Origin of the sequence: Pseudomonas idahonensis (assembly GCF_037903935.1) — a bacterium.
Lineage (GTDB): Bacteria > Pseudomonadota > Gammaproteobacteria > Pseudomonadales > Pseudomonadaceae > Aquipseudomonas > Aquipseudomonas danubii.
Genome location: NZ_CP149586.1, coordinates 6457347 through 6478302 on the forward strand (window position 1 = coordinate 6457347; position 20956 = coordinate 6478302).

At 61.1% G+C, this 20956-nt stretch carries 19 protein-coding genes; 5 read left to right on the top strand and 14 right to left on the bottom strand.

Annotated elements, in window-relative coordinates; translation table 11 throughout:
* Positions 1 to 15: 15 nt before the first annotated feature.
* The 3 genes from WIN67_RS29280 to WIN67_RS29290 form a co-directional block, all read right to left on the bottom strand.
* Positions 16 to 948, bottom strand: coding sequence for an SdiA-regulated domain-containing protein (locus WIN67_RS29280; RefSeq protein WP_213665216.1), 933 nt, complete (start codon positions 946 to 948; stop codon positions 16 to 18).
* 162 nt (positions 949 to 1110) lie between these two features.
* Positions 1111 to 1776, bottom strand: coding sequence for a fumarylacetoacetate hydrolase family protein (locus tag WIN67_RS29285; protein WP_102862133.1), 666 nt, complete (start codon positions 1774 to 1776; stop codon positions 1111 to 1113).
* A gap of 43 nt (positions 1777 to 1819) precedes the next feature.
* Positions 1820 to 3214, bottom strand: a complete 1395-nt coding sequence (locus WIN67_RS29290) for an FAD-binding oxidoreductase (RefSeq protein ID WP_110594287.1) — start codon at positions 3212 to 3214, stop codon at positions 1820 to 1822.
* A 204-nt stretch (positions 3215 to 3418) separates the two neighbouring features.
* On the opposite strand from WIN67_RS29290, the gene serA reads away from it, so the two are divergent.
* Positions 3419 to 4648 carry a phosphoglycerate dehydrogenase gene (gene serA, locus WIN67_RS29295; protein WP_011064084.1) on the top strand — a complete coding sequence of 410 codons (1230 nt, stop codon included), beginning with the start codon at positions 3419 to 3421 and terminating at the stop codon, positions 4646 to 4648.
* A gap of 123 nt (positions 4649 to 4771) precedes the next feature.
* Here the strand turns inward: serA and WIN67_RS29300 are convergent, their stop codons facing one another.
* Positions 4772 to 5209: a DUF4399 domain-containing protein gene (locus tag WIN67_RS29300; protein ID WP_102862135.1), complete on the bottom strand. Its 438-nt coding sequence runs from the start codon at positions 5207 to 5209 to the stop codon at positions 4772 to 4774.
* Positions 5210 to 5341: 132 nt separating this feature from the next.
* On the opposite strand from WIN67_RS29300, the gene WIN67_RS29305 reads away from it, so the two are divergent.
* Complete coding sequence (locus WIN67_RS29305) at positions 5342 to 6127, top strand: transporter substrate-binding domain-containing protein (RefSeq protein WP_268561839.1); 786 nt, start codon at positions 5342 to 5344, stop codon at positions 6125 to 6127.
* A gap of 30 nt (positions 6128 to 6157) precedes the next feature.
* Here WIN67_RS29305 and WIN67_RS29310 read toward each other — a convergent pair whose 3' ends face one another.
* Together WIN67_RS29310 and WIN67_RS29315 are read right to left on the bottom strand one after the other, a co-directional pair.
* Positions 6158 to 6640: a DUF523 domain-containing protein gene (locus WIN67_RS29310; RefSeq protein ID WP_339070385.1), complete on the bottom strand. Its 483-nt coding sequence runs from the start codon at positions 6638 to 6640 to the stop codon at positions 6158 to 6160.
* Positions 6640 to 7275, bottom strand: coding sequence for a 2OG-Fe(II) oxygenase (locus WIN67_RS29315; protein WP_339071746.1), 636 nt, complete (start codon positions 7273 to 7275; stop codon positions 6640 to 6642). The genes WIN67_RS29310 and WIN67_RS29315 overlap by 1 nt, the downstream gene beginning before the upstream one ends.
* 162 nt (positions 7276 to 7437) lie before the next feature.
* Between WIN67_RS29315 and WIN67_RS29320 the strand changes: the two genes are divergently transcribed.
* Positions 7438 to 8190, top strand: a complete 753-nt coding sequence (locus WIN67_RS29320; protein WP_102862138.1) for a DUF2059 domain-containing protein — start codon at positions 7438 to 7440, stop codon at positions 8188 to 8190.
* A 147-nt stretch (positions 8191 to 8337) separates the two neighbouring features.
* On the opposite strand, the gene WIN67_RS29325 is transcribed toward WIN67_RS29320, so the two are convergent.
* On the bottom strand, positions 8338 to 9276 hold the full coding sequence (locus tag WIN67_RS29325) for an alpha/beta hydrolase (RefSeq protein WP_102862139.1): 939 nt from the start codon (positions 9274 to 9276) through the stop codon (positions 8338 to 8340).
* Positions 9277 to 9387: 111 nt separating this feature from the next.
* Between WIN67_RS29325 and WIN67_RS29330 the strand changes: the two genes are divergently transcribed.
* Together WIN67_RS29330 and WIN67_RS29335 are read left to right on the top strand one after the other, a co-directional pair.
* On the top strand, positions 9388 to 9966 hold the full coding sequence (locus tag WIN67_RS29330; RefSeq protein WP_115581164.1) for a DUF6436 domain-containing protein: 579 nt from the start codon (positions 9388 to 9390) through the stop codon (positions 9964 to 9966).
* Positions 9967 to 10074: 108 nt separating this feature from the next.
* Entirely contained in the window at positions 10075 to 12483 is a 2409-nt protein-coding gene (locus WIN67_RS29335) for a penicillin acylase family protein (protein ID WP_339070386.1), read from the top strand.
* Positions 12484 to 12586: 103 nt separating this feature from the next.
* Here WIN67_RS29335 and WIN67_RS29340 read toward each other — a convergent pair whose 3' ends face one another.
* From WIN67_RS29340 to WIN67_RS29370, 7 genes are all read right to left on the bottom strand, one after another.
* Positions 12587 to 13477 carry an ABC transporter permease subunit gene (locus tag WIN67_RS29340; protein WP_102862142.1) on the bottom strand — a complete coding sequence of 297 codons (891 nt, stop codon included), beginning with the start codon at positions 13475 to 13477 and terminating at the stop codon, positions 12587 to 12589.
* A complete protein-coding gene (locus tag WIN67_RS29345) occupies positions 13474 to 14355 on the bottom strand; it encodes an ABC transporter permease subunit (RefSeq protein ID WP_170001853.1) in 882 nt (293 codons plus the stop codon). Before WIN67_RS29345 ends, WIN67_RS29340 begins: the two co-directional genes overlap by 4 nt.
* 35 nt (positions 14356 to 14390) lie before the next feature.
* Positions 14391 to 15533 (bottom strand): ABC transporter ATP-binding protein, encoded by a 1143-nt coding sequence (locus WIN67_RS29350; RefSeq protein WP_041120308.1) that lies wholly within the window; start codon positions 15531 to 15533, stop codon positions 14391 to 14393.
* Positions 15534 to 15604: 71 nt separating this feature from the next.
* A complete protein-coding gene (locus WIN67_RS29355) occupies positions 15605 to 16699 on the bottom strand; it encodes a polyamine ABC transporter substrate-binding protein (RefSeq protein ID WP_339070387.1) in 1095 nt (364 codons plus the stop codon).
* A 189-nt stretch (positions 16700 to 16888) separates the two neighbouring features.
* Positions 16889 to 17986: a polyamine ABC transporter substrate-binding protein gene (locus tag WIN67_RS29360; protein ID WP_102881213.1), complete on the bottom strand. Its 1098-nt coding sequence runs from the start codon at positions 17984 to 17986 to the stop codon at positions 16889 to 16891.
* Between the two features lie 185 nt (positions 17987 to 18171).
* Positions 18172 to 19536: an aspartate aminotransferase family protein gene (locus WIN67_RS29365; RefSeq protein ID WP_339070388.1), complete on the bottom strand. Its 1365-nt coding sequence runs from the start codon at positions 19534 to 19536 to the stop codon at positions 18172 to 18174.
* A gap of 56 nt (positions 19537 to 19592) precedes the next feature.
* Positions 19593 to 20951, bottom strand: coding sequence for a glutamine synthetase family protein (locus WIN67_RS29370; protein WP_102862147.1), 1359 nt, complete (start codon positions 20949 to 20951; stop codon positions 19593 to 19595).
* Positions 20952 to 20956 lie beyond the last annotated feature (5 nt).

Genomic DNA, 20956 nt, shown 5'->3' on the forward strand with positions numbered 1-20956 from the left:
CGCCGGACCAGGAGATCATTGCTTCTCGAAGCGATAGAACAGATTGGGCTCGCTGACCATGTACAGGTTGCCGGCCTCATCCATGGCCACGCCTTCGGCCCGGGGAATGGTGTTCTGCAGGCCGTTGAAGCCGCCGAGCAAGGCCATGAAGCTGACTTGCTCACCCTGCTCGTCCAGCTCCAGCAACAGATGAGAGTCGGCGGACAGCACCAGGGTATGACCGGTGCGCGGGTCAATGCCCAGGGCCGAGAGGTTGCGCAAGTCGAGCTCCTCGCTGGCGAGTTTCTGCTTGCTGCCCTTGAGCGCCTGGCTGCCATCGCTGCTCCAGGTGAAGAGTGCCGCTGGACGCTCCTCGCCCAACAGCAGTTGCTGCTTGCGCGGGTTCCAGGCAATGGCTTCAAAAGCCTTGTTCTGATCTTCCGAAGGGCCCAGGTCGTAGGTCGGAAAATCGGCGATGTTCAGCTCTTTGGTACTGGCATCAACTTTGACGATCACCAGCGAATGCTGACGCTCATCGACTATCGCCAGTAAGCCATTCTCCAAGACTGCCACCCCTTCCGGGTTGCTCCAGCCCACCAGAGGGATCTTGCGCAGGACGTCGCCTTGCAGGGTCAGCTCCGCCAGGAACGGATGCTTGCCCATCACCGAAAACAAAGTTTTGGTCTGCGGGTTGTAGGAGAGATCCGACGCTTCATCGCTCTCCATGCCAGGCAGCGCCTTGGCATCGATGACCACGCGGTAACCGGGTAGCCAGATGCTGGCGCTGCGCTCGGAAGGACTGACAAACCGCTCCTGCACCCAGAGCGCGCCACGGTCGTCCCAATGCAGGAGACTGGCAACGCCATAGCAGATCACCCCCGCCAGCAGCAGCCAGGAGTACCAGCGCATGCGCAGGCGAATACGCGACATACGACTGCCGAGAGGCTTAGTCAGAGGAGGAGCGTCCATCACAAGATTTCCAGAGGTCGGCCATGGTTAATAGCACGCAGTGTTCAGATCGGCGAACCATAGACCTAGGAATTATCCGGAACGAATGTGAAAAAACAGTAAAAGGCCGTGATCTTTCTACGAGGTGTGCCGGATTCCCGGGTCCTCGTAGAAAGTTCCCGATCAACGGACGCTGCTGGTGAAGCGACTGACGCCCGGCAGCTCCAGCACCAGTTCATCACCGACATTCAGCGGCCCGACGCCAACCGGGGTGCCGGTGAGAATCACATCGCCGGCCTGCAGGGAAAAGCAGCCGGCCATGTACTGGATCATCGGCACTATGGGATTGAGCATATCGCTGCTGTTGCCGTCCTGGCGCACCTCACCGTTGATGGTCAGGCGGATGCCGATATCCGTCAGGTCGGCAAAACTGCTGCCCACCACGAATGGCGCGATAACCGCCGCGCCATCGAACGACTTGGCGATTTCCCAAGGCAGGCCCTTGGCCTTGAGCTCGGCCTGCTTGTCGCGCAGGGTCAAGTCCAGGGCCGGGGCGAAACCGGAGATGGCGTCCAGCACTTCTTCGCGGCTGGGCTTGGTGGACAATGGCTTGCCGATCAGCACGGCGATTTCCGCCTCGTAGTGCACCGAGCCGCGCTCGGTGGGAATGGCAAAACCACCTTCCAGCGGCACCACGCAACTGCCGGGCTTGATAAACAGCAGGGGCTCGGTGGGAACCGGGTTGTCCAGCTCCTTGGCGTGCTCGGCGTAGTTACGACCGATGCAAACCACCTTGCCCAGAGGGAAATGAATCCGGGTACCGTCGACATACTGGTGCTGATAGCTCATTACCGACTCCTGCTCGTGTGCTTCATCAGGGCGCTGCTTGCACTCAAACAGCGAAGATCTTGCCCGGGTTCATGATGCCGTTCGGATCGAACACTGCCTTGACTGCCTTCATGTACTCGATCTCAACCGGCGAGCGGCTGTAGGTCAGGTAATCACGCTTGGTCATGCCCACGCCATGTTCGGCGGAAATCGAACCGTTGTACTTCTCGACGGTTTCGAATACCCACTTGTTGACCGTGGCGCACTTGGCGAAGAACTCGTCCTTGCTCAGGTTGTCCGGCTTGAGGATGTTCAGGTGCAGGTTGCCGTCGCCAATGTGACCGAACCAGACGATCTCGAAGTCCGGATAGTGTTTGCCGACGATGGCGTCGATTTCCTTGAGGAAAGCCGGCACTTTCGAAACAGTGACCGAAATATCGTTCTTGTAAGGGGTCCAGTGGGAAATGGTCTCGGAGATGTATTCCCGCAACTTCCACAGGTTCTGCAACTGGGTTTCACTCTGGCTCATCACCCCGTCCAACACCCAACCCTGTTCGACACAATGCTCGAAGGTTTCCAGGGCGTGGTTGGCCACTTCTTCAGTGGTCGCTTCAAACTCCAGCAAGGCGTAGAACGGGCAGTCGGACTCGAAGGGAGCCGGCACGTCACCACGGGCCAGAACCTTGGCCAGGGCCTTGTCGGAGAAGAATTCGAAGGCGGTCAGGTCGAGCTTGCTCTGGAAAGCGTGCAGCACCGGCATGATCGAGTCGAAATCGGCGGTGCCGAGCACCATGGCGGTGAGGTTCTTTGGCGCCCGATCCAGACGCATGGTGGCCTCGACCACGAAGCCCAGGGTGCCTTCGGCGCCGATGAACAACTGGCGCAGGTCATAGCCGGTGGCGTTCTTGATCAGGTCCTTGTTCAACTCCAGCACGTCGCCCTTGCCGGTGACCACTTTCATGCCGGCCACCCAGTTGCGGGTCATGCCGTAGCGAATCACCTTGATACCACCGGCATTGGTGCCGATATTGCCGCCAATCTGACTGGAACCGGCAGAAGCGAAGTCCACCGGGTAGTAGAGGCCGTTTTCTTCCGCCAGGTTCTGCAGTTGTTCGGTGACCACCCCCGGCTGGCACACCGCGGTGCGGTCAGTCAGGTTCAGGTCGAGTATCTGGTTCATATAGTCGAAGGACACCACCACTTCGCCGTTGGCTGCCACGGCAGCGGCCGAGAGCCCGGTCCGCCCGCCGGAAGGCACCAGCGCGACCTTGTGCTGATTGGCCCAGCGCACGATGGCCTGGACCTGCTCGGTGGTCTTGGGGAACACGATGGCCGTGGGGGCCGGGGCGAAGTGTTTGGTCCAATCCTTGCCGTAAGCATTCAGGGAGTCAGCGTCGGTCAGCACCTTGCCAGGCTCAACCAGGGTCTTCAGCTCATCAATCAGGGCAGGATTGGTCATCGACAGAACTCTCGAACAATTCATGGTCATCCTGAGAACGCTTCACGTCGCAGGAATGAGTGTTTAGCGGGGCGCGTATGCTAGCATACCGCCCCCGCTAGAGAGTGCCCAAGGGCCTTTCTGCGGTGGCGGTTGCATGCCGTCCAGGTCAGCTCAAGCTGTCCATTTCCCTGCCATTTTTCTCCGGGACACAGGTTTACGCAGATGAGCAAGACTTCTCTCGATAAGAGCAAGATCAAGTTCCTTCTCCTCGAAGGCGTCCACCAATCCGCTGTCGACGTCCTCAAGGCCGCCGGCTACACCAGCATCGAGTACCTCACCGGTTCTCTGCCGGAAGCCCAGCTCAAGGAAAAGATCGCCGATGCACACTTCATCGGTATTCGCTCCCGCACTCAACTGACCGAAGAGATCTTCGACCACGCGAAGAAACTGGTCGCAGTGGGTTGCTTCTGCATCGGCACCAACCAGGTTGACCTGTCCGCCGCTCGCGAGCGCGGCATCGCGGTGTTCAACGCGCCTTACTCCAACACCCGTTCGGTCGCCGAACTGGTACTGGCCGAGGCCATCCTGCTGCTGCGCGGCATCCCTGAGAAAAACGCTTCCTGCCACCGTGGCGGCTGGATCAAGAGCGCGGCCAACTCCTTCGAAATCCGCGGCAAGAAGCTGGGTATCGTCGGTTATGGCTCCATTGGTACTCAGTTGTCGGTCCTGGCCGAAGGCTTAGGGATGCAGGTGTTCTTCTATGACACCGTGACCAAGCTGCCACTGGGCAACGCCACCCAGGTGGGCAACCTGCACGAGCTGCTGGGCATGTCCGACATCGTCACCCTGCACGTGCCGGAAACCGCGGCCACTCAGTGGATGATCGGTGAAAAGGAAATCCGCGCTATCAAGAAAGGCGGCATCCTGATCAACGCCGCTCGCGGCACCGTGGTTGAGCTGGACGCCCTGGCGGACGCGATCAAGGACAAGCACCTGATCGGCGCGGCCATCGACGTGTTCCCGGTTGAACCGCGCTCCAACGACGAAGAGTTCGAAAGCCCGCTGCGCGGCCTGGACAACGTGATCCTGACTCCGCACATCGGCGGTTCCACCGCTGAAGCCCAAGCCAACATCGGCCTGGAAGTGGCAGAGAAGCTGGTCAAGTACAGCGACAACGGTACTTCGGTCTCCTCGGTCAACTTCCCGGAAGTGGCGCTGCCGGCCCACCCAGGCAAACACCGCCTGCTGCACATCCACGAGAACATCCCGGGTGTGATGAGCGAGATCAACAAGGTCTTCGCCGAAAACGGCATCAACATCTCCGGTCAGTTCCTGCAGACCAACGAAAAGGTCGGCTACGTGGTAATCGACGTCGACGCCGAGTACTCGGACCTGGCGCAAGAGAAGCTGCAGCACATCAACGGCACCATCCGTTGCCGTGTGCTGTTCTAAGAGCAGCGGCAAGTTTCAAGCTGCAAGCCATAACTGGCTTGCAGCTTGTAGCTGAAACCTTGCAGCTAGCTGCGCAAAAAAGGGAGCCCATCAAGGCTCCCTTTTTTTGCGCAGCGTTTACGATTATTTCACTATTACTGTGATTTTCTTGGAGACAATGACCGGGCTGAACGGCACGTGGTTCTTGTCGCCCAGCTCCAGCTGCAGGGTGTGCTTGCCCGGGGTCAAGGTCACTTCGGTTTCGGTCTGGGCCTTGCCGAAATGCAGGTGGTTGGCGTCCATCGGGATCGGCAGGTTCTCGGCCGGCAGTTGATCGACATCGATCAGCAGGTGATGGTGGCCGGTATTGGCGGTCTGATCGCCCGCCGGTGCCAGGGCAATGCCTTCAACGCCGAACTTGACCTTGAAGGTCTTGTCCACGGTGGCTCCATCAGCAGGTGAAACGATGAACACCTTGGCGCCCGCTGGTGCCTGAGTACGAGGAATATCCGCCGCGCCCGCCAGCATCGAGGCTCCAAGCAACAGACTGGCCAAGGCCGCACGGGACATAAAATTTTTCATTATCTTCTCCAGTTTTTCCGCAAATCTTTTACGGTTATGACAACTTCGTGGCGATTCGTTGTCGAAGGCACTCAACACCTTAGCAAAGCGAGCCTGAACGGCGCATCGCTCATATAAATTCAAGGAGTGACCATGCGTTTCCTGCCTGGCCTGATACTTTTGCTACCCCTTGTGAGCACTGGCGCTCAAGCCGAACTGATGGACGACATCAATGACCGCGGGGAACTGCGCATCGCCCTGGAAGCCAATACGCCACCCTTCAACTTCAAGGACGACGGCAAACTCACCGGCTTCGAGGTGGAGTTGGGGCAGTTGCTGGCCAGTGAGCTGGACGTGCGCGCGGACTTCGTGGTGACCGCGGCGACCGAGTTGCTGCCAGGTGTGGAGAGCGGCAAGTTCGACGTGGCCATCAACCACATAGCAGTGACCCCGGAACTCAAGGATCGTTTCGATTTCAGCGAGCCCTATAGCTATTCCAGCGCCCAGTTGATCGTGCGCAAGGAAGAACAACGCCCGCTGCTTTCTCTCCAGGCCCTGCGTGGCCAGGCGCTGGGCGTGGCTCAGGGCAGCCAGTTCGTTGATCAGGCACGGACCGTGGAAGGCATCAACCTGCGCAGCTATGCCGATGCCCAGCAACCGATTAAGGATGTGGCGGACAAACAGATCGACGCGGCCATCAGCGACCGCCTGCTGATTCCCTATGCCATTCGCGACAGTCGCCTGCCCGTAAAGGAAGGCGCCAAGGTGGGCCCGACCCTGAGCCTGGCGATTCCCTTCCAGAAAGGAAACCCGGCGTTCCAGGCGAGCCTGGACAGCGCCCTGCAGCGGATCAAGGCCGATGGGCGACTGATGGCCCTGTCGGAGAAATGGTTCGGCATGGATGCGAGCAAACCGCCCAAGGCTGAAGCCGGGCAGTAATCCCTGCCCGATAGCCGCCGCACGCTGCGGCTACAGGGCGGCCAGGGCAGCAGCGGCCTCGGGCAGTTGCAACTCACTGAAGACTTGCACGCCATGGCGCTGCAATAGCGCCGCAGTCACGCCCTCGCCCTGAACCTTGATGCCGCTGAAGGTGCCGTCATAGGTGAGCACATTACCGCAGGACGGACTGTTGGCCTTGAGTACGGCGATACGGATTCCGTGCTTGCGCACCAGTTCCAGGGCTTGCCGGGCGCCGGAGAGAAACTCGGCGCTGACATCCTCCCCCTCAGAGGTCAGCACTGAAGCCTTGCCATCCAGCACCTCGATGCCTTGCCCGCCCGGAATCTCCGCGGCCGCCCGTGGCGTCGGCAAGCCGCCGGCCACCTCCGGGCACAAGGCAACCACCCGGCCCTCTTGCAACCAGCTGGACAATTGATCGAAGGGGCCGCTGGCACCGCCGTCGTAGCGTACGCGGTGGCCCAACAGACAGCGACTGACCAGAATCTTGTGCATCAACAGAACGGCTCGTTACCACGACGCCGGAACCAGCCGGTCAAGGACAGGCGTTCCCGGGTCGCTGGGAGGACTTCATGGGGCACCTCGCCAGAGAGAAACACCACTAGCCGGCCCCCGACGGGGGCTACATCATATGGCTCCTGATCGTTCAGGTACATGCGCAGTTGCCCGCCGTGCTCGGGCAACCATTGCGAGTTGAGGTAGATCACGGCCGACACCATGCGCCGGTCGTCATCGCGAAAGCGATCCACGTGACGCTTGTAGAAGGCGCCCGGCGGGTACATCGCGAAGTGACATTCGAAATCCTCAAGCCCGAGAAACAGGCCTCGATTGAGGGCCTCGCGCAGGCTGTCCATCAACCCCAGATAGGTATCGACGGCCTCGGCCTGGCCGGGCTCGAGCCACTGGATATGGTCGCCGCGAATACCCTCGCGTATCTCCTGAGCCGGGCCTCGCCCTACCGCCGCAGGCGCCAGTTCACCTTCTATTGCACGTTTACGGCACTCAGCCGCCAGTTCGAGGGTCAGACCCTCGGGCAGGAAAATATTCTGCTGCGACCAGCCACAGGCGGCCAGGTCGTCGACGATACGCAACAACAGCGGATGATCAGAGGGTATTTGCATGGCGCGCATAGTATCCAGCATCAGATAAATCTGACAGAGCCACAGAGCGGAGGATCACGCATTTTTTTCCAATGCATTTTCCATTCATTACTTTAGCGGGCGATCCTGATACGAATTCTCGACAACCATCGCCTTGCCCCGGAGAATAGTCGCCTGCTGACAGGAGTCCTTATGCGCCGTTTGCTTTTCTCACTGTTGATGTTCTGCGCCTTGCCTGCCTGGGCAGACAGCCACGACCAGTTGTACAAGGTCGCCGGTTGGCCGGAACAGCGCGCGCATTTCAACGATGCCCTCAGCGCCGCCCAGCAGCGCTACCAGAACAGCTTGCCGCCGGCGGTCTACCAGGCCCTGGTGGACAACAGTAACCAGCGCTTTGCGCCCCAGGCCGTGGACCGTCGCGCCGAAGAGCAACTGCGCCGGCATCTCGCCAATCCCGCCCCCGCCCTGGCTTTCTTCCAGTCGCCCCTGGGCCGCAAGATCGTCGCCGCCGAACTGCTGGCCACCCGTCGCGACCAGTTGGCCAAGAATGCTCAGGGCCTGCCGAAGATGCAGGTCAGCGATAACCGCCAATTGATCATCGGCCACCTGGCCCAGGCGCTGCCGGCTAAGGAGGCCGGCGCGGAAGTCAGCCTGGCGATCGCCGGAGTCGCCGCAGACAGCCTGAGCCAGATGATTCCCGGCCTGCTGGGAGGGGGGCAGGCCCAGGGCATGCTCAACGGTCAGCGCCAGCGATTGATGCAGCAGATCGGCAACGACCTGAACAACACCCTGCTGTACGTTTACCGGGACCTGTCCGACACCGAGCTGGAAGAGTTCGCAACCTTCGCCGAATCCACTGAGGGCAAGGCCTATTACCAGGCAGCCCTGGCAGCGATTCGCGCCGGCCTGGCGGTCGGCCAGAGTACCTCCAGCCTCGCCCCCTGATCCAGCCAACTCACCTGTAGCCGCTGCCGAGCCCGCGAGGCTGCGCAAAGCTGCGCAGGACCTTGCCTGGCAATCCAGCGCCGAACCTCCAGCGACTCTTCGGGCCGTTCGCAGCCTACGGCAGCGGCTACACCCATCTCCTGCGGCTCAGACGTGCTGGGTCAGAAAGGCGAAGTACTGATCGCGGTACAAGGGAATTTCATTGGCCAGGTGATGCCGCGCCTCCGGCAGCATCAAGACCTCGGGGGCCGTGAACTTACCGCGAATCACTTGCAGGTTGTGCTCCCAATCCACCGTCATGTCCGCCTGCCCCTGCACGATCAGCGGCTGCCTTGAACTGCGCGGGGCGGCTTCCAGCCGCTTGATCCAACGCGCCAACGCGCCGACCCAGGCAGTGGGCAAACGTTGTGGCTGCAACGGATCGGCCTGGAGGAAGGCAAGAAAATCCGGATCGTTGGAGTTCTCGCTGAAGCGCCGGGCAATGCCGCTGACAAATGGCCGCAACAGGTAATAGCTGAGCATCGACCAGCCCCAGGCCCGCGGCCGTACCAAGGGCGAGAGCAGCACCACTTGCCCCTGGGCCGGGCTCTCGGCGCCCTGATTGAGCAAGTGATCCATGATGATCGCGCCACCGGTGCTTTGCCCGAACAAGTGCCAGGGCTGGGGCAACTCCAGAGACCGCGCCTCGGCGAACAGGCCTTGCAGTACCTGTTGATACACCGCGAAATCATCGATGCTGGCGCGCTCGCCACTGGACAGGCCATGCCCCGGCAGGTCACAGGAAATCACCACGAAGCGGCGCTGCAGGGCCCACTCGATCACATGCCGGTACAAGCCCATGTGATCGTAGAAACCGTGGAACAGAAACAGCGTTGCCTGTGGCTGCTCCGGCCACCACACCTGCGTGACCACCTCGTAGCCTTCCACTTGAAAGCGCCCCAGGCGACTGCGTGGCACGAGCGCCCGTCCGGCGAAGTCCAGCCCATAGAAGCGCTGATAGGCCTGGGCCTCCACCGACAAGGGCTGCCCAGCCACCAGAGGTTGCAGACTGGCACGCAGGTGGTCGGGGTCGAAGGTCACGGACATGGGATTTTCCAAAGCGGGGGGCACCGGGGATAAAACAGGCTTTCTAGGCCTGCGATATTCATCTGTCGCGGCAAGCATGGCAAGCTACGCGACCTTCGAGGACCGATCTTAATGCGCCAGCCTTACCGCACCTCCCTGCTTGCCAGCCTGCTCGTCCTGATCTGCGCCGTGGTGCTCTGGTGCGCCTACGACTGGTTCCAGGGACGCTATCTGCGGGCCTTCAGTGAACACACCGCGGTGTTCTCCGGCGACCCGCTGCAACTGCCCGCCGAGCTGGCCGGCCCCGGGGCCATCCGCCTGGTGCACTTCTGGGACCCGGCCTGCCCCTGCAACGTCGGCAACCAGCAGCACCTGGCTGAACTGATCGAAACCTATGGTCCGCGGGGCGTGGAGTTCTATTCCGTGCAGAAGCCCGGCAGTCACGGCCAACTGCCCGCCACCCTGGGCCGCCTGAAGCCCCTCGACAGCCTGCCCGGCGCCGAACAGATTCCCGCCAGTCCGGCGGTGGCGATCTGGGACCGCAACGGCAAGCTGGCCTACTTCGGGCCCTACAGCGAAGGCCTGACCTGCAACTCCAGCAACAGCTTCATCGAGCCTATCCTCCAGGCGCTGGAGAACCATCGCCAGATCAATGCCACCCACACCCTGGCGGTAGGCTGCTACTGTCCCTGGCCAGTCACTGCCAATTAAAGGCATTCGCGCCTATTCAAGGACTGCCTCCTGCGCGAGGCCCATGACTTGTGCTAAATCTCTGCTGCTCTTCCAGGGCGGCACTGAAAACAACAGCAAGGAGCCCGCATGAAACGCAGCCTGACCGTCGTCGCTGTCCTGATCCTCGCCGTGCTGGCGGGTGTCGTCGGTTATCTCTACAGCAAGCAGCCGACGCGTCAGGGCCAGGTGGAAGTCCGTGGCCTGCAAGGCTCGGTCACTGTGCGTTACGACGAGCGTGGCGTGCCCCATATCCGCGCGGAGAACGAAACCGACCTGTATCGCGCCCTGGGTTACGTCCACGCCCAGGACCGACTGTTCCAGATGGAAGTCTTGCGGCGCCTGTCCCGGGGCGAACTGGCAGAGGTCCTGGGGCCCAAGCTACTGGATACCGACAAACTGTTCCGCAGCCTGCGCATCCGCGAGCGCGCTGACAGCTATGTGGCCGGGCTCGACCGTCAGTCTCCCGCCTGGAAGGCCCTGGAAGCCTATCTGGATGGCATCAACCAGTATCAGGACAGCCACGCCAGCCCCATGGAGTTCGATGTCCTGGGCATCCACAAGCGGCCATTCACCGCAGAAGACACCGTCAGCGTCGCCGGTTTCATGGCCTACAGCTTCGCCATGGCCTTTCGCACCGAACCGCTCTTGACCTACATCCGCGACCAGTTGGGCAACGATTACCTGAAAGTCTTCGACCTCGACTGGCAGCCCAAGGGCGTGCTGGCCAAAGGCAAGCCGCAACCGTCCCTGCCCCTGGCCGCTGTCGACTGGCAGGACCTGGGGCAGATCGCCCTCCTGAGCCAGCAAGCCCTGAGCGAGGCCGGACTGCCGCAATTCGAAGGCAGCAACGCCTGGGCCGTGGCCGGCGCTCGGACCAAGAGCGGACGCCCGCTGCTGGCCGGCGATCCGCACATCCGCTACTCCCTGCCGTCGGTGTGGTACGAGGCGCAGCTTTCGGCGCCGGGCTTCGAACTCTACGGCCATCATCAAGCCCTGGTGCCCTTCGCCTTCCTGGGCCACAACCTGGACTTCGGCTGGAGCCTGACCATGTTCCAGAACGACGATCTCGACCTGATCGTCGAGAAGGTCAACCCGGAAAACCCCAATCAGGTCTGGTTCCATGACAAATGGGTCGATCTGATCAGCAGCGAGCAGCAGATTGCAGTCAAGGGCCAGGCGCCGGTGACCCTGACCCTGCGCCAGTCGCCCCACGGCCCGATCATCAACGACATGCTCGGCACCACCGTGGGCAAGGCCCCGGTGGCCATGTGGTGGGGCTTTTTGGAAACCCCCAACCCGATCCTCGATGGTTTCTACCAGCTCAACCGCGCCGATACCCTGGCCAAGGTCCGAGCGGCCTCCGCCAAGGTCCACGCCCCCGGCCTGAACATTGTCTGGGCCAACGCCAAGGGCGATATCGGCTGGTGGGCGGCGGCGCTGCTGCCCAAGCGCCCGACCGGGGCGAAACCGGCGTTCCTGCTCGACGGCAGCACCGCCATGGCTGACAAGGAGGGCTTCTACCCCTTTAGCGCCAACCCCCAGGAAGAGAACCCGGCCCGGGGCTATATCGTCTCCGCCAACTTCCAGCCCGTCTCCCCGACCGGCATGGAGATCCCCGGCTACTACAACCTCGCCGACCGGGGTCAGCAACTGGACCGTCAGCTCAGTGACAAAAGCGTGAAATGGGACCTGGAAAACACCCAGAAGCTGCAGCTGGGCACGACAACCGCCTACGGGCCGCGCCTGCTGGCACCGCTGTTGCCCGTGCTGCGGGAAGTGGTCGGCGCCCCCGAGGAACTGAAGCTGGTAGAGCAACTGGCCAAGTGGCAGGGCGACTACCCGCTGGACTCCACCAGTGCCACCCTGTTCAACCAATTCCTGTTCGAGCTGGCCAACGCCACCTTCCATGAAAAACTCGGTGACGCCTACTTCGATGCCCTGATCCAGGCCCGAGTGGTGGATGCTGCCCTGCCCCGGCTGGCGGCCGATCCCGATTCCCCCTGGTGGGACAACCGCACCACGCCCCAGCGTGAAAGCCGCGCCGACACGGTCAAGGTGGCCTGGCGCGCCAGCATCGACCACCTCAAGCGCACCCTGGGCGCCAACCCCGCACAATGGCGCTGGGGCAACGCCCATACCCTGACCCACGGCCACCCGCTGGGGATGCAGAAGCCTCTGGACCGGGTATTCAACGTCGGCCCCCTGGACGCCCCAGGCAGCCATGAAGTGCCGAACAACCTCACCGCCAAAATCGGCCCTGCGCCCTGGTCCGTGGTGTATGGCCCCTCGACCCGGCGCATCATCGACTTCGCCGACCCGGCCCACAGCCTGACCATCAACCCCGTGGGCCAGAGCGGCGTGCTGTTCGACAAGCACTACGACGACCAGGCCGAGGCCTACATCGAAGGGGTCTACCAACAGGCGCACTTCAGCGAAGAGGAAGTCACCGCCAACACCCGCAGCACCCTGAAGCTGCTGCCGGCGCGCCGCCCCTGAGCGCTCCTACGGCGAAACAGGCAGCATGGGGCAATAAAAAACCTCGCTCCCGGTTACGGGGCGAGGTTTTTTATTGCGAACCTGAGGTGTTGCGAACCTGAGGTCAGACCGCTTCCGGCGCCTGGGCCCGACGTACGTCCGGCTGCTTCCAGGAGTCAGCAGCGCTCTCTTCGATGGCTTGCTGGATCGCGCGCTTGCGAGCTTCTTCGGCGCGGCGGCTGAAGAACCAGACCAGGAAGGTCACCAGGGACACCGCCAGCAGGATCAGGCTGGCCACGGCGTTGATCTCCGGTTTGACCCCCAGGCGCACCGCCGAGAACACTTCCATCGGCAAGGTGGTGGAGCCAGGGCCAGAGACGAAGCTGGCCAGGACCAGGTCATCCAGGGACAGGGCGAAGGACATCATGCCCCCCGCTGCCAGGGACGGCGCGATCATCGGGATGGTGATCAGGAAGAACACCTTCCACGGCCGCGCGCCCAGGTCCATGGCCGCCTCTTCGATGGACAGGTCAAGCTCGCGCAGGCGAGCCGACACCACCACCGCCACATAAGCCGCGCAGAACGTGGTGTGGGCAATCCAGATGGTGACGATGCCACGCTCCTGAGGCCAACCGACCGCCTGAGCCATGGCCACGAACAGCAGCAACAGCGACAGACCGGTGATCACTTCAGGCATCACCAGCGGCGCCGTCACCAGGCCACCGAACAGGGTGCGGCCCTTGAAGTGAGTAATCCGGGTCAGGACGAAGGCCGCCAGGGTGCCCAGGGCCACCGCGGCAACGGCGGTGTAGCAGGCGATTTCCAGGGAGCGCAGGACCGAGCCCATGAGCTGAGTGTTATCCAGCAGGCCGATGTACCAGTTGATCGACCAGCCGCCCCACACCGTCACCAGTTTCGAGGCGTTGAACGAGTAGATCACCAGGATCAGCATCGGCAGGTAGATGAACAACAGGCCCAGCACCAGCATCATGCTTGAGAAACTGAAGCGCTTCATTCCTTGCCCTCCATTTCTTTGGCCTGACTGCGGTTGAACAGGATGATCGGCACAATCAGGATCGCCAGCATCACCACCGCCAGGGCGGATGCCACCGGCCAGTCACGGTTGTTGAAGAACTCTTGCCAGAGCACCTTACCAATCATCAGGGTTTCCGGGCCGCCCAAGAGTTCCGGAATCACGAACTCGCCCACCACCGGGATGAACACCAGCATGCAACCGGCGATGATGCCGTTCTTGGACAGCGGTACGGTGATCTTCCAGAAGCTGTTGAAGGTGCTCGAACCCAGGTCGGCCGCGGCCTCCAGCAGGCTGGTGTCGTGCTTCACCAGGTTGGCGTACAGCGGCAGGATCATGAACGGCAGGTAGGAATAGACCACGCCGATGTACACCGCGATGTTGGTGTTGAGGATCTGCAGCGGCTCGTTGATCCAGCCCATGGACATCAAGAAGCCGTTGAGCAAGCCGTTGTTGCTGAGGATGCCCATCCAGGCATAGACGCGGATCAGGATCGCGGTCCAGGTCGGCATCATGATCAGCAGCACCAGCACCGTCTGCAGCTCTTTACGGGCACTGGCGATGGCATAGGCCATCGGGTAGCCGATCAGCAGGCAGAGGATGGTGCTGAAGAACGCCATCTTCAGCGAGCCGAGGTAAGCCGCGATGTACAGCTCGTCGTCGCCGAGCATCGCGTAGTTGCCCAGGTTGAGCAGCACCTGCAGCTTCTGGTCGACGTAGCTGTAGATCTCGGTATACGGCGGAATGGCCACGTCCGCTTCGGCGAAGCTGATCTTCAGCACGATGAAGAACGGCAGCATGAAGAACAGGAACAGCCAGATGAACGGAACCCCGATGACCAGCTGACGGCCACCGGGAATTATTCGATTGAGTCGGCGCTTGAGCTTTCGCATGTTCATGAGCGCAGTACCACGCCGCTGTCGTCTTCCCACCAGACGTAAACCTGGTCACCCCAGGTCGGCCGCGCGCCGCGACGCTCGGCGTTGGCCACGAAGGACTGCACCAGCTTGCCGCTCGGCAGCTCTACGTAGAACACCGAGTGGCCGCCCAGGTAGGCAATGTCGTGCACCTTGCCGCTGGACCAGTTGTACTCGCAGGTCGGCATCTCGGCGGTCACCAGGAGCTTTTCCGGGCGGATCGCGTAGGTCACCGACTTGTCCTGCACCGAGGTACTGATGCCGTGGCCGACATAGATGCTGCGGTCCAGATCCTTGCAGGTGATCAGGGCGTGACCTTCGGCATCGTCCACCACTTCACCTTCGAAGATATTGACGTTGCCGATGAATTCGCAGACCAGGCGGCTGACCGGAGTCTCGTAGATATCGATCGGGCTGCCAATCTGGGCGATCCAGCCCAGGTGCATGATGGCGATGCGTTCGGCCATGGTCATGGCCTCTTCCTGGTCGTGGGTCACCATCACGCAGGTCACGCCTACGCGCTCGATGATCTCAACCAGTTCCAGCTGCATCTGCGAGCGCAGCTTCTTGTCCAGGGCGCCCATGGGTTCGTCCAGCAGCAACAGCTTGGGACGCTTGGCCAGGGAACGGGCCAGAGCCACGCGCTGGCGCTGGCCACCGGACAGCTGGTGCGGCTTGCGCTTGGCATACTGGCTCATCTGTACCAGCTTGAGCATCTCCGCCACCCGGGCGTCGATTTCGGCCGCAGGGATCTTGTCCTGCTTGAGGCCGAAGGCGATGTTCTGGGCCACGGTCATGTGCGGGAACAGCGCATAGGACTGGAACATCATGTTGATCGGCCGCTCATAGGGCGGCATGTCGGTGATGTCCACACCATCGAGGAAGATTCGCCCCTCCGTTGGCCGTTCGAAACCGGCCAGCATCCGCAACAAGGTGGACTTGCCCGAACCCGAGCCGCCGAGCAGGGCGAAGATCTCGCCCTTCTTGATTTCCAGGGACACATCGTCCACGGCAACCGTCTCGTCGAACTTCTTCGTGACCCGGTCGATTTTGACCAGCACCTGCTTAGGTGTCTGGTCGCCCTCGAGGGCTTTCTTATAGGCGCCGGAGGCAACTGCCATTTGCGAAACTCCCAACAAAATTTGCAGCCCGCCCCACGTGGGCGGACCTTGGATAGTTTGAGCCTGTGGAACTACTTACCCGTCTTGACCTTGGTCCAGCTACGGGTCATCAAGCGTTGGATATTGGGTGGCAACTCGATGGACACGTAGGTCTTGTCGAGTACAGCTTGCGGTGGATAAACCGCTTCGTCGGTGCGAATGGACTGCTCCATCAGCTTGTCCGACCCGGGGTTGGGGTTGGCGTAACCGACGTAGTCACTGACCTGGGCAATCACCTCAGGTTGCAGCAAATAGTTGATGAAGGCGTGAGCCTCCTTGACGTTGGTCGAGTCCTTGGGGATCGCCAGCATGTCGAACCACAGGGCACCGCCTTCCTTCGGAATCGCGTAGGCGATGTTCACGCCCTTGCCAGCGTCGGCGGCCCGGGCCTTGGCCTGGAACACGTCGCCGGAAAAGCCGATGGCCACGCAGATATTGCCGTTGGCCAGGTCCGAGATGTACTTGGACGAGTGGAAGTAGGTCACGTAGGGACGCACCGCCAGCAACTTGGCTTCGGCCTTCTTGTAGTCCTGGGGGTTGGTGCTGTTGGCATCCAGGCCCAGGTAATTGAGGACCGTGGGCATCATTTCATCGGCAGAATCGAGGAAGGCCACGCCGCAGCTGTTGAGCTTCTTGATGTTCTCCGGCTCGAACAGCACGCTCCAGGAGTCGATCTTGTCCACGCCCAGCACGGCCTTGACCTTGTCGACGTTGTAGCCAATGCCATTGGTGCCCCACAGGTACGGCACCGCGTACTGATTGCCCGGGTCGTTCATTTCCAGGCGCTTGAGCAGCACCGGATCGAGATTCGAATAGTGGGTCAGCAGACTCTTGTCGAGCTTCTGGAAAGCCCCAGCCTTGATCTGCTTGCCCAGGAAGTGGTTGGACGGCACCACCACGTCATAACCGGTGCGACCGGCCAGCAACTTGCCTTCCAGGGTTTCGTTGGAATCGAAAACGTCATACACCGGCTTGATGCCCGTGGCTTTTTCAAATTCGGCCAGGGTGTTCTGACCGATGTAGTCGGACCAGTTATAAATATGCACGGTCGGTGCAGCCTGCGCGCCAGCCACCAGCGTCAGGCTGGCGGCGACCAGCATGGCTTTGCGAAATAAAGAAATAGGCAAGTGGAGGTCCTCTTAAATAGTTGGGCCCAAGTTGCCCCGCGCTACCTGACAGCCTCCGAGCTGCCCAGCAACAAAACCGGCGCGCAACTTACCCTCGATAAACCAATCCAGCAAAACTTTCTGTCATTTAATTGTTTCCTGTTGCCGCCCTCGCCACGACGACGGCAACAGGTGGTGCTGCAAATCGGCTTATTTACCGGATTTGATCTTGGTCCAGCTGCGGGTCAGGATGCGCTGGGTCGCGGCCGGCAAGTCGGCGATCGCATACAGCTTGGCCTGTACGTCAGCCGGCGGGTAAACGCCCGGGTCGCTGGTGATGTCTTTATCGACCAACGGGGTTGCAGCCGCGTTACCGTTGGGGAAACGCACGGCGTTGGTGATTTCGGCCATGACTTCAGGCTTTTGCAGGAAGGTCATGAACTTGTAGGCGCCGTCGACGTTTTCCGCGTCTTTGGGGATGGCGACCATGTCGTAGAAGCTGCCAGCACCCTCTTTCGGAATGTTGTAGCTGACCTTGACCTTGTCACCGGCTTCGGCGGCACGAGCCTTGGCCTGATAGATGTCGCCCGAGTAACCCACGGCGACGCAGATGTTGCCGTTAGCCAGGTCGGAGATGTACTTGGACGAGTGGAAGTAGGCGATCGAAGGACGGATCTTGAGGAACAGGGCTTCGGCTTCAGCCAGTTGCTTTTTGTCCTGGCTGTCGGTCGGGTAGCCCAGGTAGTGCAGCGCCACCGGAATCATCTCGGTTGGCGAATCGAGGAAACTGACCCCACAAGCCTTCAACTTCTCGGCGTTTTCCGGCTTGAACAGCAGGTCCCAGGAGTTGGTCGGTGCGTCGGCACCCAATACCGCCTTGACCTTCTCGGCGTTGAAACCGATGCCGATCGAGCCCCACATGTAAGGGAAGGCGTGCTTGTTGCCCGGGTCGCTCACCGATACCGCCTTGAGCAGCGATTCGTTGAGGTTCTTCCAGTTCGGCAACTTGGACTGGTCCAGTTCCTGATAGACACCGGCCTTGATCTGCTTGGCCAGGAAGTTGTTGGAAGGCACGACCACGTCGTAACCGGATTTGCCGGCGAGCAACTTGGCTTCCAGGGTTTCGTTGCTGTCGAACACGTCATAGACCACTTTGATGCCCGACTCGGCTTCAAATTTCTTGATGGTGTCCGGGGCGATGTAATCGGACCAGTTGTAAACGTGCAGTACTTTATCGTCCGCCTGCGCTGCCGCCGCCATCACGCCCATCAGGGACATGGCGAGGAGGGTCTTGCCAGCTAACTTCATACCTAATGCCTTCATGCGTAATGCTCCAATTATTCTTTTTTAACCACTCGCTCAGCGGCCAATCTCGGGGCAACCAAAACGGCGGGTAGTCTGGCAAGATCCAAGGCCGGCTTTCAAGGAAAGACCCATCCTTTATATCTGCTTCGAGCGCCGTGCCCGCAAGCACCACGCTCAAAGCCTAGCACTCAGTTCTGCAGCACACTCAAGGTCAGATCCAGGCACTTGCGCGCCTTGGCCACCAGTTCGTCGATCTCCGCCTCGCTGATCACCAGCGGTGGCGCAATGATCATGGTGTCGCCCACGGCACGCATGATCAGACCGTTATCGAAGCAGAACTGTCGGCAGATCATGCCCACGCCGCGGCCTTCATAGCGCGCGCGGGTGGCCTTGTCCTTGACCAGCTCGATCGCCCCCAGCAGGCCTACCCCGCGAACCTCACCCACCAACGGGTGATCACTCAGCTCACGCAGACGTTTCTGCAAATAGGGTGCCGCTTTTTCATGGGCGCGCTGGACAATTTTTTCATTGCGCATGATGCGGATGTTTTCCAGGGCCACGGCTGCGGCCACCGGATGGCCGGAGTAGGTGAAACCGTGGTTGAAATCGCCGCCCTCGTTGAGCACCGCCACCACTTCGTCACGGACAATCAGGCCGCCCATGGGGATGTAGCCGGAGGTCAGGCCCTTGGCGATGGTCATCATGTCGGGCTTGAGGTCGTAGAAATCGCTACCGAACCACTCACCGGTGCGGCCGAAGCCACAGATCACTTCGTCGGCGACGAAGAGGATGTCGTACTTGGCGAGGATTTCCTTGATCCGCGGCCAGTAGCTGTCCGGCGGCACGATCACGCCGCCAGCGCCCTGGATCGGCTCGGCGATAAAGGCACCGACGTTATCCACACCCAGTTCCAGGATCTTCTCTTCCAACTGGTTGGCCGCCCAGATACCGAACTCTTCGGGGCTCATGTCGCCACCTTCACCGAACCAGTACGGTTGCGGGATATGAACGATACCCGGAATCGGCAGGTCGCCCTGTTCGTGCATGTACTTCATGCCGCCGAGGCTGGCGCCGGCCACGGTGGAGCCGTGGTAGCCGTTGACCCGGCTGATGATGGTCTTCTTGTTCGGCTGGCCCTTGATCGCCCAGTAATGGCGGACCATGCGCAGCATGGTGTCGTTGCCTTCGGAGCCGGAACCGGTGAAGAACACGTGGTTCATGCCTTCTGGCGCGATATCGGCGATCGCCTTGGACAGCTCCAGCACCGGTGGGTGGGCGGTCTGGAAGAACAGGTTGTAATAGGGCAGTTCGCGCATTTGCTTGCTGGCGGCTTCCGCCAGTTCGTCACGGCCATAGCCAATGGCTACGCACCACAGGCCGGCCATGCCGTCGAGAATCTGATTGCCTTCACTGTCCCAGAGGTAAACACCCTTGGCATGGGTGATGATCCGCGGCCCCTTCTCCTTCAATTGCTTGAAGTCGCTGAAAGGCGCCAGGTGGTGATCACTGCTGAGGGTTTGCCACTCGCGGGTTTGCGGGTTTTTATGAGTCATCAATCTCTCCTAAGTGTCAGTGAAGGCGCCGCTGGGGGGCAGCGGCGCCCGGCGAATCAGACGGCGAACAGCAGGAATTCCCGCTCCCACGAACTGATCACGCGCTTGAAGTTTTCATGCTCGGCCCGCTTCACCGCGACATAGCCGGTGATGAACTTCTGGCCCAGGTACTTCTCGATGGTCTTGCTGTTTTCCATACGCTCCAAGGCGTCCTCGATAGTCAACGGCAGGCGCAGGTTGCGTCGTTCATAACCACGACCGACCACTGGCGCGCTCGGGTTGTGGCCTTCGACCATGCCGATGAAGCCGCACAGCAGGCTGGCAGCAATGGCCAGGTAAGGGTTGGCGTCGGCGCCCGGCAGGCGGTTTTCCACCCGACGGTTCTGCGGTCCGGCATCCGGCACCCGCAGGCCCACGGTGCGGTTCTCTTCGCCCCACTCGACGTTTACCGGCGCCGAGGTATCGGGCAGGAAGCGGCGGAACGAGTTGACGTTGGGAGCGAACAGCGGCAGCAACTCGGGGATGAACTTCTGCAGCCCGCCAATGTGGTTGAGGAACAGCTGGCTCATGGTTCCGTCTTCGTTGGAGAAGACGTTCTTGCCGGTGTTGATGTCGATGATGCTCTGGTGCAAATGCATGGCGCTACCAGGCTCGCCGGTCATGGGCTTGGCCATGAAGGTGGCCGCCACGTCGTGCTTGAGGGCCGCCTCGCGCATGGTGCGCTTGAACACCAGGATCTGGTCGGCCAGGGACAGGGCGTCGCCGTGACGGAAGTTGATCTCCATCTGCGCCGTGCCGTCCTCATGGATCAGGGTGTCCAGGTCCAGCTCCTGCAGTTCGCACCAGTCGTAGACATCTTCGAACAATGGATCGAATTCGTTGGCCGCTTCGATGGAGAACGACTGACGCCCGGTTTCAGGGCGGCCGGAACGGCCGATCGGCGGCTGCAGCGGGTAGTCCGGGTCGTCGCTGCGCTTGGTCAGGTAGAACTCCATCTCCGGCGCCACGATGGGCTGCCAGCCGTGGTCGGCGTAGAGCTTGAGCACCTTCTTCAAGACGTTGCGGGGCGACAGCTCGATAGGGTTGCCCTGCTTGTCGTAGGTGTCGTGGATCACCTGGGCAGTGGGTTCGATGGCCCAGGGCACGAGGTACACCGCGTTCTGGTCGGGGCGGCAAATCATGTCGATGTCCGCCGGGTCCAGCAACTCGTAATAGATGTCGTCTTCGACATAGTCGCCGGTCACGGTCTGCAACAGCACGCTCTCGGGCAGGCGCATGCCTTTTTCGGCAATGAACTTGTTGGTCGGCGAGATCTTGCCCCGGGTGATACCGGTCAAGTCGCCGATCATGCATTCGACTTCTGTGATCTTATGGTCTTTCAACCAATCGGTGAGCTGGTCGAGGTTGTTACTCATAAATG

Excerpts from the sequence above, each read along its gene's own strand:
- WIN67_RS29280 (WP_213665216.1), bottom strand. The coding sequence starts at position 948 with ATGGACGCTCCTCCTCTGACTAAGCCTCTCGGCAGTCGTATGTCGCGT.
- WIN67_RS29285 (WP_102862133.1), bottom strand. The coding sequence starts at position 1,776 with ATGAGCTATCAGCACCAGTATGTCGACGGTACCCGGATTCATTTCCCT.
- WIN67_RS29290 (WP_110594287.1), bottom strand. The coding sequence starts at position 3,214 with ATGACCAATCCTGCCCTGATTGATGAGCTGAAGACCCTGGTTGAGCCT.
- serA (WP_011064084.1), top strand. The coding sequence starts at position 3,419 with ATGAGCAAGACTTCTCTCGATAAGAGCAAGATCAAGTTCCTTCTCCTC.
- WIN67_RS29300 (WP_102862135.1), bottom strand. The coding sequence starts at position 5,209 with ATGAAAAATTTTATGTCCCGTGCGGCCTTGGCCAGTCTGTTGCTTGGA.
- WIN67_RS29305 (WP_268561839.1), top strand. The coding sequence starts at position 5,342 with ATGCGTTTCCTGCCTGGCCTGATACTTTTGCTACCCCTTGTGAGCACT.
- WIN67_RS29310 (WP_339070385.1), bottom strand. The coding sequence starts at position 6,640 with ATGCACAAGATTCTGGTCAGTCGCTGTCTGTTGGGCCACCGCGTACGC.
- WIN67_RS29315 (WP_339071746.1), bottom strand. The coding sequence starts at position 7,275 with ATGCGCGCCATGCAAATACCCTCTGATCATCCGCTGTTGTTGCGTATC.
- WIN67_RS29320 (WP_102862138.1), top strand. The coding sequence starts at position 7,438 with ATGCGCCGTTTGCTTTTCTCACTGTTGATGTTCTGCGCCTTGCCTGCC.
- WIN67_RS29325 (WP_102862139.1), bottom strand. The coding sequence starts at position 9,276 with ATGTCCGTGACCTTCGACCCCGACCACCTGCGTGCCAGTCTGCAACCT.
- WIN67_RS29330 (WP_115581164.1), top strand. The coding sequence starts at position 9,388 with ATGCGCCAGCCTTACCGCACCTCCCTGCTTGCCAGCCTGCTCGTCCTG.
- WIN67_RS29335 (WP_339070386.1), top strand. The coding sequence starts at position 10,075 with ATGAAACGCAGCCTGACCGTCGTCGCTGTCCTGATCCTCGCCGTGCTG.
- WIN67_RS29340 (WP_102862142.1), bottom strand. The coding sequence starts at position 13,477 with ATGAAGCGCTTCAGTTTCTCAAGCATGATGCTGGTGCTGGGCCTGTTG.
- WIN67_RS29350 (WP_041120308.1), bottom strand. The coding sequence starts at position 15,533 with ATGGCAGTTGCCTCCGGCGCCTATAAGAAAGCCCTCGAGGGCGACCAG.
- WIN67_RS29360 (WP_102881213.1), bottom strand. The coding sequence starts at position 17,986 with ATGAAGTTAGCTGGCAAGACCCTCCTCGCCATGTCCCTGATGGGCGTG.
- WIN67_RS29365 (WP_339070388.1), bottom strand. The coding sequence starts at position 19,536 with ATGACTCATAAAAACCCGCAAACCCGCGAGTGGCAAACCCTCAGCAGT.
- WIN67_RS29370 (WP_102862147.1), bottom strand. The coding sequence starts at position 20,951 with ATGAGTAACAACCTCGACCAGCTCACCGATTGGTTGAAAGACCATAAG.